The 15,625-nt window shown below is 69.1% G+C and carries 8 protein-coding genes; 2 read left to right on the top strand and 6 right to left on the bottom strand.

Going from position 1 to position 15,625, the window contains the following annotated elements; all coding sequences use genetic code 11:
- The first annotated feature begins 91 nt into the window (after positions 1 to 91).
- Positions 92 to 985: an RNA polymerase sigma-70 factor gene (locus ACZ6ZD_RS36745; protein ID WP_465679140.1), complete on the top strand. Its 894-nt coding sequence runs from the start codon at positions 92 to 94 to the stop codon at positions 983 to 985.
- 30 nt (positions 986 to 1,015) lie between these two features.
- Positions 1,016 to 1,534, top strand: a complete 519-nt coding sequence (locus ACZ6ZD_RS36740; protein ID WP_465679138.1) for a GNAT family N-acetyltransferase — start codon at positions 1,016 to 1,018, stop codon at positions 1,532 to 1,534.
- On the opposite strand, the gene ACZ6ZD_RS36735 is transcribed toward ACZ6ZD_RS36740, so the two are convergent.
- The 6 genes from ACZ6ZD_RS36735 to pheS all read right to left on the bottom strand — a co-directional run bounded on the left by ACZ6ZD_RS36735 (position 1,531) and on the right by pheS (position 15,620).
- Positions 1,531 to 7,302, bottom strand: coding sequence for an Ig-like domain-containing protein (locus ACZ6ZD_RS36735; RefSeq protein ID WP_465679137.1), 5,772 nt, complete (start codon positions 7,300 to 7,302; stop codon positions 1,531 to 1,533). The genes ACZ6ZD_RS36740 and ACZ6ZD_RS36735 overlap by 4 nt on opposite strands.
- Positions 7,303 to 7,406: 104 nt before the next feature.
- Complete coding sequence (locus ACZ6ZD_RS36730) at positions 7,407 to 9,395, bottom strand: hypothetical protein (RefSeq protein ID WP_465679136.1); 1,989 nt, start codon at positions 9,393 to 9,395, stop codon at positions 7,407 to 7,409.
- Positions 9,392 to 10,360, bottom strand: a complete 969-nt coding sequence (locus tag ACZ6ZD_RS36725; RefSeq protein WP_465679134.1) for a glycosyltransferase family 2 protein — start codon at positions 10,358 to 10,360, stop codon at positions 9,392 to 9,394. Before ACZ6ZD_RS36725 ends, ACZ6ZD_RS36730 begins: the two co-directional genes overlap by 4 nt.
- 37 nt (positions 10,361 to 10,397) lie before the next feature.
- A complete protein-coding gene (locus tag ACZ6ZD_RS36720) occupies positions 10,398 to 11,942 on the bottom strand; it encodes a gamma-glutamyltransferase (RefSeq protein ID WP_465679133.1) in 1,545 nt (514 codons plus the stop codon).
- Between the two features lies 1 nt (position 11,943).
- A complete protein-coding gene (locus tag ACZ6ZD_RS36715) occupies positions 11,944 to 14,511 on the bottom strand; it encodes a phenylalanine--tRNA ligase subunit beta (protein WP_465679132.1) in 2,568 nt (855 codons plus the stop codon).
- Complete coding sequence (gene pheS, locus ACZ6ZD_RS36710) at positions 14,511 to 15,620, bottom strand: phenylalanine--tRNA ligase subunit alpha (RefSeq protein WP_465679130.1); 1,110 nt, start codon at positions 15,618 to 15,620, stop codon at positions 14,511 to 14,513. Before pheS ends, ACZ6ZD_RS36715 begins: the two co-directional genes overlap by 1 nt.
- Between the last annotated feature and the right edge of the window lie 5 nt (positions 15,621 to 15,625).

Below are 15,625 nucleotides of genomic sequence, written 5' to 3'. Positions count from 1 at the left end.
GCAAGTGGAAAAATATCCAAGGCTCCGGCATGTCACATCCGTCGCGACTGTCGTGTCCCAATGGGTAGGGAGATCTCCGGGAGGACATGTGATGAGGGACGACGAACGCCTGGCACGGGAGTTCGACGAGCACCGGGTCGTGCTGCTGGGCGCGGCGTACCGGGTGGTGGGCAGCGGCAGTGACGCCGAGGACGTCGTCCAGGAGACCTGGCTGCGGTGGTCCAAGGTGGACCAGGACGAGGTGCGCGACGTGCGGGCGTACCTGATCCGGATCGCCACTCGGCTCGCGCTGAACAAGCTGCGGGAGCAGAAGACGCGCCGCGAGCAGTACGTCGGGCCCTGGCTGCCGGAGCCGATCGTCAAGTGCGCCGGCCCGGACGGCGACCCGGAGGCCGTGGTCGAGCTGGCGGACTCGGTCAGCATGGCCATGCTGGTCGTCCTGGAGACACTGTCGCCGCTGGAGCGCGCCACGTTCGTCCTGCGTGAGGTGTTCGACCTCCCGTACGGCGAGATCGCGGACACTCTCGGCCGCTCCGAGGCTGCGGTCCGCCAGCTGGCCCACCGCGCCCGCTCCCACGTACAGGCGCGGCAGCCGCGTCACCAGGTCGACAAAGCCCGCCACACCGAGCTGACGCAGCAGTTCATGGCTGCTGCCGACTCCGGTGATTTCGAGCGCGTAGTCGCTCTGCTGGCGCCGGACGCCGTACTGATCAGCGACGGCGGCGGCAAGAAGTCCGCTGCGCTGCGGCCGATCCACGGCGCGGACAAGATCATCCGCTGGCTGTTCGGCGTCATCTCGCAGTACCCGGGCTACGAGCTCCGCATCGCCACTCTGAACGGCGAACCCGCGTTCGTCGTCTACTACGACAACGAGCCGGACACCGTCACCTTCCTGGAGACCTCGGGTGACCTGATCACCTCGCTGTACCTCATCCGCAACCCGGACAAGCTGACCATGGTCCCGACGCTGGGAGAGCTAGGCTAGCTGCAACCGAGTCGCAGCTGGAGGTTCGCTTTGAAGTACGTCGTGGTGGAGCCGGACGAGGCGTTGGCGCCGGGTCTGCGGGCGGACCTTCTGGACACCTGGGTCGCAGCGACGGACGCCGGCGGCGCGGTCGGGTTCACTGCGCCCGCGCCGGTCGAGCAGGTCGCACAGACGCTGGACGCCGCGCTCGGCCGGGTCGCAGCCGGGCTGGACCTGCTCGGCGTCCTCCATGACGGCGACCGGTACGTCGGGATGGGTTTGCTCGTCGACCGCGGCGGCAGTCTGCACTCGCACTGGCGGACTGTGCTGCGGGTGATGGTGCATCCGAAGTGCCAGGGCTCCGGCGCCGGCCGAGCGCTGATGGAGGGGCTGCGCGGTTCTGCGACCAGCCTCGGTCTGGAGCAGCTGCAGCTGACCATTCGGGACGGGATCGGGCTGGAGAACTTCTACCAGCCGCTCGGCTACCGCATCGTCGGTCGGCACCCGCGGGCGATCCGTCTCACTGCAGACGACTACCGCGACGAGGTCATGCTCGTCTGCGACCTTTAGCGACGAGCCCGGACGAGCGCCAGTAGCGTGGCACCGAGCGCGGTAAGCAGCGCGCCTAGGGTCAGGACGATCGGCGGGAGACCACCTGTCGGCGGCAGCATCGCACGGTTCACCGGACGCAGGTCTGCGACCGGTGCGGCAGCGACAGTGAAGCGGATGGGCGCAGCGACCGGTGCGGCGTCCGCTGTGCCGGCGGAACGCTCGTAGGTGAGTTTGGCGGTGCCGGTGAAGCCCTTCGCCGGTGTCAGCCGGACGGTGCCATCTGGGCTGACCGTCCAAGTGCCAGCTGCGGTACGGGCCTGCTTGGTGCAAGTGGCTGCGTCAATGCGAAGGCAACCGGCAGCAGGAGCGCCGCTGTCGTTCAGGAGCGGGTTGACTGCGACCGGCGTACCAGAAGTGCCAGTAGCGGTGTCGGCATTGGCGGTGACCGGTCGGGGCGGATCCACGGTGACGTCGATGAGCGCGGCCGCTGTAGTGCCGTTGGTGTCCGCGACGCGGTAGGCCAGCGACCGCGTCGTACCGATGAAGTCCGTCACCGGCGTGTAGGTGATGATGCCGTCCGCTGCAACCGCGAAGGTGCCCTCGTCCGCGACGACGACGGTCTTCTTGTCCTTACCGTCGGCCGGATCCCGCAGTACGACGGACGCCGGCACGAGAGCCGCCGTCGCCGCACCTGGCCGGTCGTTGCTCAGCACCTCGATCTCCACGGCCGTCCCGTACGCCGTCCGCGCGCTGTCGTCACCTGGTTCGGGCCGAATCGGCGTCACGGTCGCGGTGAGCGTGGACCGCGCACGGTTGCGGTTGCTGTCCTTCACCTCGTACGCCACCGGCCGTGCGGTGCCAAAGAACTGCTTCTCGGGTGTGAAGGTCACTTTGCCGTTGGCAACGACGTACTGGCCCTGGCCGGCCACAGTCACCTGTTTGACGAGCGCCACGTCCGGACCGACCAGCAGCAGCGTGTCCGGGTCGAAAGCCGCGTCTGGCCCGGGGACGTCGTTCTTGAGCGGATCGACGACCACTGGCACGTTCTGTGCGGTTTCCATTCGGTCCGGTCGTGCCACCGGTGCGGCCTGGACGGTGACCGTCAGATTCGCGTCACCGGCCGTACCGTTGCCGTCGACCACCTGGTAGCCGACGGCGACCGTCGTCCCGGCGAAACCGGCCGCCGGCGCGAACCGGACGCCCCCGGCCGGCTGCACGGTGAACAGCCCCTGTCCCTCGACTGTCAGCTCCGATCGCGGTACGCCGGTCGCAGGGTCGAGCAAGCGCACATCCTTCAGTGGCGCGGACGGATCGCCTGCCTTGTCGTTCGCGAGCACCGGAACAGTCAGCGGGGTGTCGAACGGCGTCACCACCTTGTCGTCGGTCGCCGACGGACTGACTGGGGTGACTGTCGCAGTGATCGTGGCGGTCGCCGTGTTTCCGCTGGAGTCCTTTACCCGGTACGCGATCGACAGCAGGCCGCGGAACGCCGGCACCGGATCGATATTGACCTTCCCCGTGGTCGGGTTGACGGTGACCACACCCTGGCCGATCAGCGCAGCGATGCGAACCCACTGGCGGGTCGTGACGGAGTAGACCTCGACCGACGTCTTCTCGAGCTCGGCTCCGGTCCCTGCGGTGTCGTTGGCCAACGGATCGACCAGCTGAGTGACGTTCTGCTTGGTAGTCACCACATCCGCAGCTGCCTCCGGGCCCTTCCCAACGGTCAGCAGCATCAGGCCTTCGGCCGCAGTCCCGTTGTCGTCGACGATCCGGTACGTCGCGGGCGTCGTCACGCCCTGGAAGTCCTTGACCGGGGTGAAGGTGACCTTTCCGTCGTCAGTGACCGTGTAGGTCCCCTCACCGGGCTGAGTGATGCTCTTGCGGTAGCCGGTCGCAGCGACCACCGGCTCCTTCAGCAGCAGGCTCGACGCGACCAGCGGCGCGGAGGGGTCACCTGGCTTGTCGTTCGCGAGGACGTCGATCGTGATCGGCTGATTGAACGGTGTGATCGCCGAGTCGTCGACGGCCGTCGGCCAGATCGGCGTGACCGTCATGGTCAGCGTCGACGTGGCGACCGTGCTGTTCGAGTCCGCGACGCGGTACGTGACCGGTACTGCCCGGCCGTGGAACGTCGGCAGCGGGTCGAAAACCACAGTGCCGGCCGGCTGCACGGTATAGGTGCCCTGCTTGGCCACGGTGAGCGTCTTCGCATAACCATCCGCTCCGAGCAGCTCTACCGATGCCGGGTCGAGTTTCGCGTCGGTGCCGGGGCTGTCGTTGGAGACCAGGTTCACCGTGACCGTGACGTCCTGCAGTGTCGACGCAGTGTCCGCCACTGCGATCGGAGGGAGGCCAACCGTGACTGTCAGCTTCGCAGTGGTCAGAGTGCCGTTGCTGTCGGCCACCTGGTACGTCAGCGGCGTCCCGGCGCCCCGGAAGGTCGCACCGGGGTTGAACTCGACCACTCCCCCAGCCGCCGTATAGACGCCTTCGTTCGGGATGCTGACGGTTGCCTTCAGCAAACCGTCGGCCGGGTCGGTCAACAGCAAACTGGTCGGCAGGAGCGGCGCAGTCGAGTCACCAGGCACGTCGTTCGCCAGCACCGGCACTGCGACGGTCCGGTCGTACGGCGTCCGGGCGGTGTCGTCGACTGCGACCGGAGTGATCGGTGTGACCGCTACTGCGATCGTCGACCGAGCCACCTGGTCGAACCAGTCCATCACCCGGTAGGTCAGTGCAGTCGCCTTTCCGGTGAATCCCGGCAGCGGATCGACTGTGACCGTCCCATCCGGATTCACCTGGTAGGCCGCCTGGCCGGGCACCTTCACCAGCTTCTTCAGCGAGCCGTCCGCAGGATCGAGTAGCGCGACGCTGAGTGGGTCAAGACCGGTCCCGCGCCCGGCGGTGTCATTGGCCAGGGGCTCCACGGTGAAGGGGACGTTCTGCTTGCCGGTCGCCGTGTCGGGCTTGGCCGTCGGTGCCGGCGGTTTCGCAACAGTGACCGTCAGCGTGGCGGTTGCCGTCGTCCCGTTGACGTCCGCGATGCGATAGCTCACCGGCGCCGCAACACCGGTGTACGTCGGCAGCGGGTCGACAGTGATCTCGCCGTCCGCTGTGACCGCGTACGTCGCCTCACCGGCCACGACGACGGTCGTCTTCGGCTCTCCGGTCCTCGGGTCGAGCACCCGGAGGCTGCTCGGTACCAGCGGTACGGCCGGGTCACCGGCTTCGTCGTTCGTCAGGACCGCCACCGTGACCGCAGTGTCGTACGCCGTCGCCGCAGTGTCGTCCGATGCGTCGGGCTCAACCTTCGTCACCCGCGCGGTCAGCGTCGCGCGACCGATCGCCTGGTTGGCGTCCGCGACCTGATAGGTCACCGGAGTCCCCTGCCCGCTGAACGTCGGCACCGGCTCGAAGTGCACTCTGCCGTCGGGCCGCACGGAGTACTTGCCCTGCCCTGGCACCTCCAGCGAAGTCGCTGGTTCGGATCGCTGCGGTACGACGAACCGCACTGTCTCCGGCAACAGTGCCGCACCGGTCGGACCGGGCTTGTCGTTGTCCAGAACCGGAAACACCACCGCACTGCCCTGCAAGGTGGTGATGACGTCCGGATTCGCCACCGGTGGTGCCGGCGCATCCACAGCGACCGTGAGCTCAGCCCGCGCCGGAGTCCCGTTCTTGTCGAGCACCTGGTACGTCAGCGGCGTACCAACGCCGTGGAAGCCGTGCACCGGGCGGAAGGCGATCTTGCCACCGGTCACCAGATAGGTGCCCTGGTTCTTCACGGTGACCGTGTCGACCAGCTTGCGGCTGATCGGATCGACCAGCTGCAGCGTGGCCGGCTCGAGCGGTGCGTCCGGAGAGCCAGGCAGGTCGTTGTCGAGGACCGGTACGACGACGTCCGTGTCGAACGCCGTGGACGCCGAATCACCGTTGGCAATCGGCTGGACCGGCGTGACAGTGACGGTCAGCGTGGACTCCGCGGTCTGACGGGTGCTGTCGGTGACGCGGTAGCCGATCGACGTCCCTACACCGGTGAACTGCCGCACTGGCACGAAATCGACCGCACCGGTCGGTTTGACGGCGTACTGCCCTTCACCCGCGATCACCACGGTCTTCTTGAACTTCGTGTCGGCCGGATCGCGCAGTACGACGGACTCCGGCTGCAGCGTCACACCGGGAGCGGCTTTGTCGTTGGCGAGCGGTCGGACGGCAACGCTGACGTTCTGCGGCGTCACCGCAGCATCCGGGGCGGCGACCGGTGCTGCCGGGAGTGCGACCGTGACGGTGAGCTTTGCGGTCGCAGTGATGCCGTTGGTGTCGGCCACGCGATATGTGACCGGCTTACCCGGACCGAAGAAGCCGGGCACCGGCTCGACGGCGACAGTGCCGTCCGGCTTGGCGAGGTACTTGGCCTGACCGACGACGTTGACCATGACACCGCACTGGTCGTCCTCGACCACGCAGAGCGAGCCAGGTACGAGAGGCGCCGCCGGCTCACCTGGCAGGTCGTTGCCGAGCACCTTGACCGTAGTCGCCGTGTTGAACGCAGTAGTCGCGACGTCGTCGCGCAGGACCGGCGGCGGAGGCGGCGTCACCTGCAGCGGGTAGTCCTCGACCTCACCGGCGTCGGCCGCGCCAGTCGCCCGCGGCTCGTCGTACCCGATTCGCACCCGCGCGTACGTCGTCCCTGCGGTCGGTCTGGTGAACTTGGCCCAGCTGAGCTTGACCGTCCGGTCTCCGGCAGCAAAACCGGCGCATGCTCGTTCTGTCGGCTGGAAACCGCCGTCCCGGTCCAGATCGATCCACGCGCAGACCCGCCCCGGCTTCGACGCACCGGACAGCTTCGCCACCACCTCGTACGTCGTGGCGTTCGTCCGCAGTGGTGGGAAGACCACTCCGTCGTCCGCTGCGTCCGGAGTCGTCGGGCCGGTCGTGGCGTTGGCCACTGTGCTGTTGTCCTCGGTCGCCTCCGCGCCGAGCCGGACGTCGCTGAGCACGGACCAGGCAGCGCCGTACGACGCCGGCGCGTCACCGAAGTCCTCCCCGGCGGAGGCCAGCACCGAGAACGCGTCACCGGACGACTTCGTGTTGAAGGCCGGTAGCTTCGCGTTCTTGGTGAAGTGCGCCGTGACGTCGAACCCGACCGTGCTGACCACGCCGTTCACCCGCACCGAACCGCAGGCCGCGGTCGCACCGGCGTCCGGACCGGTGCCGGTCTTGTTGTTAACGCAGTTCGGACCGGCGTCGTGGTTAAGCGCAGTCACCGTGTCGCTGGTGACAGCGAGGTTGTTGCCGACACCTACCTTGCTCAAGCTGAGGCCCGGCGTCGTCAGGCGGAGCACCGCGTGCAGCTCGGACTGCGCGCTCGGCTGGCCGTTGACGGTCTGAGTGACCGCACCGCCCAGACCGGCCAGGTGCAGCACCGGATTGCGCACCGGCCGGCTGAAGGTGATCGTCACCGTGCCGCGGTCACCGCAGCTCCCGGTGGCGGCACAACTGCCGGTGTTGACCACCAGATCCTGCGCGGGGGTCGCTCGGTCGATCGGCGGGCTGTACGTCGTCGGCCCGGCGCCGCGGACCCCTGCCGTCGTCTCGTCGAGCAACTCGGTCTGCCCGGTCACTGTGATCGTCTGCCGCAGCCCGGAGCCCGGCATGGTCGCAGTGGCCGATTCACCTTGGCTGAACGGCTCCACCGGCACCTGATAGGCAGCGGTCGGCACGCTGACCGTCGTCAGCACAGCAGCCAGTACAACCACGGCAGCCGGTCGTGTAGCCCGCATGGTGCCGCCCTCCCGAGCATTCACGTCTCCGCATGCATCGGCCACGGGGCGGGCGGGCCTGCGCAGACCCTAACGGTCCACGCGCACGCTATGTTACGGCTTCTTCACCGTCCGAGGTCGTAGATTTCGACCTTGCCCTGGCTGTGTCGCAACGTCGCGAAGCGGGCGAGTTCGCGTGACACGGAGCCGGCCCGGGCATCGGCGTACAGCCAGCGGACGCCGTACTCCGTGCGCAGCCGCTGCATCAGCTCGGCCGACGGGTTCGAGAAGGTCTCTTGGGTGATGGCGACGCGCTCCGGCCAGGGCGACGGCTGCTCGGTGTAGCGGCGGCCGCCGACGCCTTGGTCGGCCATGGCCTCGGTGGTGTACGCCCAGCCCTCGACGAGAGTGCGGCGCCCGGCCAGCCCGCTGACGACGTACCCCCGCGCGTCGCAGCCCGGTGTCACGGCCTCTACTGGGCGGCACCAGGTGTTCGTCGCGACCGCATCGGTCGGTGCGGTGTATTTGGCCAGCCAGCGAGCCGCCAGCTGCTCATCGGCGTACACGCGCTGCGGTCCCGACCGGAAGACCGGCCAGCGCTCGGTGTCGCCGTAGATCGCACTCTGCACGAACCCTTTGACCGGACTGATGAACACCAGCACCAGAACTGCGACCAGCGTCAGCTTCCGCCTGTAGGTCGCTGCTACCCAGGCTGCGGCGGCCAGGCTGAACGGAGTGGCGGTGTAGAGGAAGTACGACTCGCTGACCGACGGGTGGTCGATGAACAGGTAGCCGAGCCAGCCAACCGTCATAGCGCCCAGCAGGAACCAGGCGATCGGGTCGCGCCGGGCGACACCGAAGCCGGCCAGTGAGGCGGACTGGACGACCAGCAGGATCAGGAACAGCAGGAGCGTGCCCCACACCGCGCCGTGCGTCAGCGACGGGACGACCAGCCCACCGAAGCCGGGCGGGGTGTTGTCACCGGTGATCGCGGCGTAGCCGGGTGTCGACTTCAAGATCGCGAGAAACTGGATCTGCGAGCCGCTGGTGCTGCCAGTGACAGTTAGCAGGGTGACTGCGCCGACCACGACCAGAAGGCCGCCGACCAGCACGAGTCTGCGCTTGAGCTGGTACAAGGCGGCCAGACCAACCGCCCCGACCAGCACGGGCAGCACAGTGGGCTTTGAACCGCCACCGACGATCGCCAGCGCGACCACCAGCACCCACAGCCGGCCGCCACCCGCACGGAAGAGCAGATCAATCAGAAAGACGCCCAGCGCAACACAGGTGACCAGACCGAAGGTCTGCGAAGGACTCAGGTAGCTGAGTGGCGCAGAGAGGTTCAGGCTGGTGTCGACGAGCAGAAACAGGTTCGGCGTACTCAGCGCGGCAGCAACCAGCACTCCGCTCCACCACACTCGACTCACGGTCCGGGCGAGCGTGGCGCAGACCAAGAGCGCAACCACCAGCCAAGGCAGCACCCAGAGCCGGAACAACACCACGGTCGGAGTCAGCCGGGTGATATCGACTGCGGCGGCCATATCGGCGTTCGGGATCCAGTGGTACTCCAGCCGCTCCCCCACCGCCTGCGGCAGCTCCGGCGGCACAGCACGGGTCAGCTCGCTGATCATCGACAGGTGGTAGAGCAGGTCCTGGTAGTACGCCGTCCCGTCCGGAGGCATGACGTGGTACGCCATGACCCCGCGAATCGTCGCTGCCACCAGCAGCGTCGAGGCAACCACCAGCCCCCAGGTCCACAGCACCGGCAATGGCTCTGGCGCGCTGATGCGCCAGAACCCGCGCAGCTGCGGCAGAGCGAAGGCAGCCAAGGTGAGCAGCGGCCAAGCCGCCAGCCACGCCTGCCAACCCACCGCGGTGAACAGTGCCCAGCCGACCAGCATCCAGGTCGCGCCGACGATCGCCCCGAGGCCGACGTCCTCGGCCCAGTTACCCGTGCTCCGCCACAGCAGCCGCAACAGCAGCGTCCCGGGCAGTGCGATCGCCACTGCGAAGTACGCGGCGTACTTGACGATCGGGCCGACGCCGACGTCCAGTGTGATGAGACCAGCGGCGGCGGTCAGGAGCGGTAGGAGCCAGGGCAGCGCCCGCCTCACCGGTGCCTTACCGGCTCGGCACGCATCTGGTCCTCGAGGCTGTCGTAGCCGACCAGGAACTGCGGACGCCGCTGGCTCGACTGGAACAGCCGGGCGACGTACTCGCCGAGCAGCCCGAGGCAGAGCAGCTGGATCGCGCCGATCGTGCTCACCGCGAGCACAGTCGACGTCCAGCCGGGGACGCCGCGGCCGGTCAGCTTGATGACCAGCGCGCCGACCACGAACAGCGCGGACATCAGCCCACCGAGCAGCCCGAGCCAGGTGGCCAGCCGCAGCGGTGCCGCGGAGAACGCGGTCACGCTGTCGAATGCCAGCCGGAACATCTTGCTCAGGTTGTACTTCGTCGAGCCGGCCGCGCGCTCGGAGCGAATGTAGGACACTTCGGCGCTCGGGAAGCCGAGCCACGGGATCACCAGGCGGAACACCCGGCCATCCTCGGGCAACGCGTTCACCGCGTCCACCACCCGCCGCGACACCATGCGGAAGTCACCTGCGTCGAACGGGATGTGCCGACCGACCAGCCGACACATCAGCCGGTAGTACAACCGGGCAGTCGTCCGCTTCGGCCAGGAGTCACTCGACCGGTCCGAACGGACGCCGTACACGACATCGACGTCCCGGTCGCGCATGGCAGTCAGGAACGCGGCGATCGTCTCCGGCGGGTCCTGCAGGTCGGCGTCGATCGTCACGACGTACTGACCGCGGGCGCTGCGGAAGCCGGCCGACTGGGCCGCCTGGTGGCCGCTGTTCCGCAGCAAACGGACGACGCGCAGCTGTGGCCAGTCCTTCGCGGCCTCCAGCAGCATCGGCGCCGTGCGGTCCCGGCTGCCGTCGTCGACGACGAGCAGCTCGTACTGCAGGCCCAGGCTGTCCAGCAGCGGGTGCATCCGCTCGAAGAAGATCGGCAGCACCGCTTCCTCGTCGTACATCGGCACCACGACGGAGAGCTCGGGGTCGATGTCCACGCTCTTCTAACGAGCGTCACCCCGGATAGGCACGCGGTCAGTCGACCGGGGACACCGCCACTGCACCGGTCCGGCGTGGGTCACCGACTGCGGTCAGACCGTCAGCAGGCTCCCAGAAGGCTGCTGCGACGCCGCCGAAGTACATGGAGTGCGGCGGCATCGGACGGGTCGGCAGGTTCGTCGCACCGGCGACGGACAGGTCGTCCTCGTAGTCGACGACCACGTCGTCGCGGACGCGGACGTGGAGCCGCGGGTGCTCGACCGCCTCGGTCAGCGGCAGACCGCCGTGCGTGTAGAGCGCGTAGACCTGTGCAATCGCGGTGGGGATCCGGTCCGAGCCCGGGGAGCTGATGGCGAGCACTGCGCCGTCGCTGTCGCGGCGGGCGACGCTGGGCGCCATGTTCGAGGTCAACCGAGTGCCGGGCGCCAGACTGTGCGGACCGCCGTGCAGCAGCTCCTGCTCACCGAGCGCGTTGTTGAGCCAGATACCGGTACCTGGAGTCAGTACGCCGGAGCCGTAGCCCGACGACACTGTGATCGCGCAGGCGTCGCCCTCGTCGTCCACTACCGAGACAGTCGCCGTGCTGGGCGAGGTGAGCGCCCGCAGGTCACCGGCCGCGGCCAGCTCGAGCAGCTTCTGCCCCTCCAGCTGCCGCAGGTCCTCTGCATCCAGCTCGGCCAGCCGCTGCCCGAACACCGCATGCTGGACGTCGATCAGCCGCTCCAGCTCGGTCGGGCTCCAGCCGCCGTCAGCCGGGACGCCGTCGAGTAGCGCCAGCATCGCGGCAATAGCGACCCCACCGACCGCAGGCGGCGGGTTGGTCGCGAGGCGCCACCCGTTCTGCCGCACTGTCAGCGCCGGACGGACGACGGCCTCGTACGCGGCCAGATCCGCCGCGGTGAGGATGCCGTCGTTCTCAGCCATGTCCCGGATCAGCAGCTGCGCCAGCTCACCGGTGTACAGCGTCTCGGCGCCGTCGCGGGCGATCAGCTCGAGCGCCTCGGCCAGCTCCGGGATGATGACCGCGCTACCGGCCTTGATCACCGTGCCGTCGTCGTCGTGCACGACCCGGTGGCTCGGCTGATGCCAGCCGAAGATGATCTCGTGGGTGAACCCCAGGTAGTAGCCCGACGTCCGGCTGAGCGGGAAGCCCTCGCGGGCGACCTCGATCGCCGGCTGCACGACCTCACGCCACGGCGCCTTGCCGGAGCGGGCGTGCGCCAGCGCGAGCGCCTTCAGCCCGCCCGGAGTGGCGACGGAGCCATGCCCGACCGTGGTCGTCGTCCCGCCGCCGTAGTCCGTGGTGACGTCCCAGACACCCCGGCCGAACGCCTCCGTCGGCAGACCGCGGCCGGGCATCTCCACCCAGCCGTCGATCGTGACCGCGTCGCCGCCGGCGACCTGCAGCGTGACGAACCCGCCCGAGGCCGGCGACACCACGCCGATCTCGTTGACCATCGTGACGAGGGTCGCCGCGATCGCCGCGTCGACAGCGTTCCCGCCTTCGGCCGCTAGGCGGACTCCGGCGTCCGCGGCCGCCGCATTCGGTGCAGCGACCGCGACCCGGGGGTGCCCACTCATGTCAGCCCACTCTTTGGACGGCGCCGAAGCGTTCGACAGCCACCTGGACGGCGGCCTGGCGGGCTTCGGAGACCTCGTTCTCCTTGAGGGTGCGGTCGGCGGCCCGGAAACGCAGGGCGAACGCGAGCGACTTCTTGCCCGCGCCGATCTGCTCGCCGGTGTACAGGTCGAACAGCCGGACGGACTCCAGGAGCTCCCCGGCGCCCTCGACCAGCGCGGCCTCGACTGCCGCCGCGGCGACGTCCTCCGCGACGATCAGCGCCACATCCTCCTTCGCGACCGGGTAGGACGAGAAGGGCACCGCAGTGACCGACTCCGGCCCGGCTGCGATCAGCGCGTCCAGGTCGAGCTCGACAGCACTCGACCGCGCCGGCAGGCCGAACGCCTGGCACACCTTCGGGTGCAGCTCACCTGCGTGGCCGACCACCTTGCCGTCGACAGAGAACTCTGCGCAACGGCCGGGGTGCCACGGAGCGAGCTCCGTGTTCCGGACGGTCGGCTCGACACCGACCGCGGCGGTGATGAGCCGCGCGATCTGGACGGCGTCCGCCCAGCCGACCGGACGGCTCTTGCCCCACCAACCGGCCGGGGTGAGCGCACCGGTCAGCACGACGCCGACATGCAGCGGCTGCGCCGGAAGCGCGTCGTACAGGGACTGGATCTCGGCGTCGCTCGGCCGGGACTCGACCAAGGGCAGCGGCGCCGGAGTGGCGTCAGCCTGCGGCAGAAAGACCAGACCGGTCTGGAAGATCGCCAGATCGGTCGCACCGCGGCCGACGTTGCGCTCGGCCGTCCGCAGCAGTGTCACGAGCAGAGTGGTCTGCATCGACGGCTCTTCGTCCGACAGCGGGTTGACCAGCTTGACCGTCGTCCGGCGGACGTCGTCCGCGGGCAGGCCCATCGCGTCGAAGTCAGCCGCACCAGTGAACGGGTAGGACACCACCTCGGACAGACCGGCGCCGACCAGCGCGGTCGCGACCCGGCGGCGGCGCTGCTGCGACACCGTGAGCCCCTGGCCGCCCGGCGCCTTCGGCAGCACCGACGGCACGTTGTCGAACCCGAACAGCCGGATGACCTCTTCGGCGAAGTCGTTCGGGTCGCGCAGGTCCGGCCGCCAGGACGGCGGGGTGACAGCCCAGAGCGAGTCACCGTTGAGGTACTCGCAGGAGTCCTCCGCAGGAAACTCGAGCGGCTTGGCCTGGACTCCGACCGCGAGCGGCGCTGCAATCGCACCCTCCGCAGCCGGGTCGGCCTTGCAGCCGACGGCCTCCAAGTGCTCCAACGCAACCTCGACGGCGATCGGCGCGCCGGAGACCCGGGCGGCGTGGTCGCCGCGGATGACCACCGGCGCCGGAGCGGGGTGGGTGTCGATGAGGGTCTCGTCGGGCAGGACAGTGCCGCCGGCGAGCTCGGCGAGCAGGTCGGCGACCCGCTGCGCGGCGTACCGCGGCAGCTGCGGGTCGACCTCGCGCTCGAACCGGCGCGACGCCTCCGACGAGAGCTTGTGCCGCCGCGAGGCGCGGGCGACCACGATCGGGTCGAAGTGCGCGGCCTCGATCACCACGTCGGTGGTCGTCGCGGAGATCTCCGTCGACGCGCCGCCCATCACGCCGGCGATGCCGATCGGGCCGGAGTCGTCGGTGATCAGCAGGTCCTCGGCGTCCAGCTCACGGGTCTGGTCGTCCAGCGTGACCAGCTTCTCGCCGGACTCCGCCCGCCGGACGACGATGTCGCCGCTCAGCCGGGCCTTGTCGTAGCCGTGGATCGGCTGACCCAGCTCCAGCATCACGTAGTTGGTGACGTCGACGCCGATCGAGATCGGCCGCATCCCGGCCGCCTGCAGCCGCTTCTGCATCCAGCGCGGCGAGAGCGCCTCGGCGTCGATACCGGTCACCGTGCGCGTCACGAACACGCTGCACGCCGCAGCGTCGTCCACCCGCACCGGGTACCCGGCCGAGCCCGAACCGGTCAGCGTCAGCCCCGCAGCGTCCTTGAGCGCGACGCCGTACGCCGTCGCGGTCTCCCGAGCCACTCCGCGGATGGACAGGCAGTAGCCCCGGTCCGGCGTCACTGCGATGTCCAGGACGTCGTCGCTCAGCGAAAGCAGCTCAATGGCGTCGTCACCCGGTACGCCCTCACCTGGCTCCAGAACGACGATGCCGTCCGAGCCGTCGTCACCGAGGCCCAGCTCGACGCTGGAGCAGATCATCCCGTTGGAGACGTGGCCGTAGGTCTTGCGGGCCGAGATCGCGAAACCGCCCGGCAGCACCGCACCCGGCAGCACGACGACGACCAGGTCGCCGACCTCGAAGTTGTGCGCGCCGCAGACGACCCACTGCGGCTCGTCCTTACCGATGTCGAGCGAGCACCAGCGGATGGTCTTGCCGTTCTTCTGCGGCTCGTTCTCGTAGGTGAGGACCTTGCCGACGACCAGCGGCCCGGTCAGCCCGGACTCCTCGACGGTCTCCACCTCGAGGCCGGCCCGGATCAGCTTCGCGCCGACGTCGCGGCCGGTGACGCCCGCGGGCAGGTCGACGTACTCCCGCAGCCATGACAGTGGGACTCGCATCAGATCTCCATCCCGAACTGGCGGCTGAACCGCACGTCACCCTCGACCATGTCCCGCATGTCCTCGACGCCGTTGCGGAACATCAGCGTCCGCTCCAGGCCCATTCCGAACGCGAAACCGGAGTAGCGGTCGGTGTCGATCCCGCAGGCGCGCAGGACGTGCGGGTTGACCACTCCGCAGCCGCCCCACTCGATCCAGCCCTCGCTGCCACAGGTGCGGCACGGCCGGTCCGGGTTGCCGACGGACTCGCCGCGGCAGACGAAGCACTTCAGGTCGACCTCGGCCGACGGCTCGGTGAAGGGGAAGAAGTTCGGCCGCAGCCGGGCCTCCAGCCCCTCACCGAACATCGAAACGACGAAGTGGTCGAGCGTGCCCTTGAGGTGCGCCAGGGTGATGCCCTCGTCCACGACCAGGCCCTCGACCTGGTAGAAGACCGGAGTGTGCGTGGCGTCCAGCTCGTCGGTACGGAACACGCGGCCCGGGCAGATCACGTAGATCGGCGGCTTGCGGGTCAGCATCGACCGCGCCTGCACCGGCGACGTGTGCGTGCGCAGCACCTTGCCGGAACCCGCGGGCTCCACGAAGAAGGTGTCCTGCATCTGCCGGGCCGGGTGGTCCGGCTGGAAGTTCAGCGCGTCGAAGTTCAGCCACTCGGCCTCGACCTCGGGGCCTTCGGCGACATCCCAGCCGAGCGCGGTGAAGACGTCCGCGACCTGCTCGGAGATCAGCGACAGCGGGTGCCGCGCGCCCAGCTGCGGGGTGTGCCACGGCAGCGTCACGTCGACGCGCTCGGTGGCCAGCATCCGCTCCTCGTGCTCCGCCTCGAGCACGAGGAGCCGCCCGGCGAACGCCTCGTTGATCACCTTGCGGGCCGAACCGATCCGCTGCCCGGCCTCTTTACGCGCCTGCGGCGGCAGTGCGCCGATTTCGCGGTTGGCCAGCGCGATGGGCGACTTCTCGCCCAGATGCGCGACCTTGGCCTCCTGCAGGGCGGCCAGATCGGCCGCCTTGGTAAACGCGTCGAGGGCCTCGTCTCGGCTCCGCTCCACCTCATTGGCGTGCAACGGCGTCACTTCGACCGGGTCGTATTCAGTGTTGGGACCGGACATGGCTC

Source organism: Kribbella sp. NPDC104218, assembly GCF_055584105.1.
Note: the sequence above shows the minus strand (reverse complement) of the source record. Positions and strands in the feature narration are given on the sequence as shown.

Excerpts from the sequence above, each read along its gene's own strand:
- ACZ6ZD_RS36715 (WP_465679132.1), bottom strand. The coding sequence starts at position 14,511 with ATGCGAGTCCCACTGTCATGGCTGCGGGAGTACGTCGACCTGCCCGCG.
- ACZ6ZD_RS36735 (WP_465679137.1), bottom strand. The coding sequence starts at position 7,302 with ATGCGGGCTACACGACCGGCTGCCGTGGTTGTACTGGCTGCTGTGCTG.
- ACZ6ZD_RS36745 (WP_465679140.1), top strand. The coding sequence starts at position 92 with ATGAGGGACGACGAACGCCTGGCACGGGAGTTCGACGAGCACCGGGTC.
- pheS (WP_465679130.1), bottom strand. The coding sequence starts at position 15,620 with ATGTCCGGTCCCAACACTGAATACGACCCGGTCGAAGTGACGCCGTTG.
- ACZ6ZD_RS36720 (WP_465679133.1), bottom strand. The coding sequence starts at position 11,942 with ATGAGTGGGCACCCCCGGGTCGCGGTCGCTGCACCGAATGCGGCGGCC.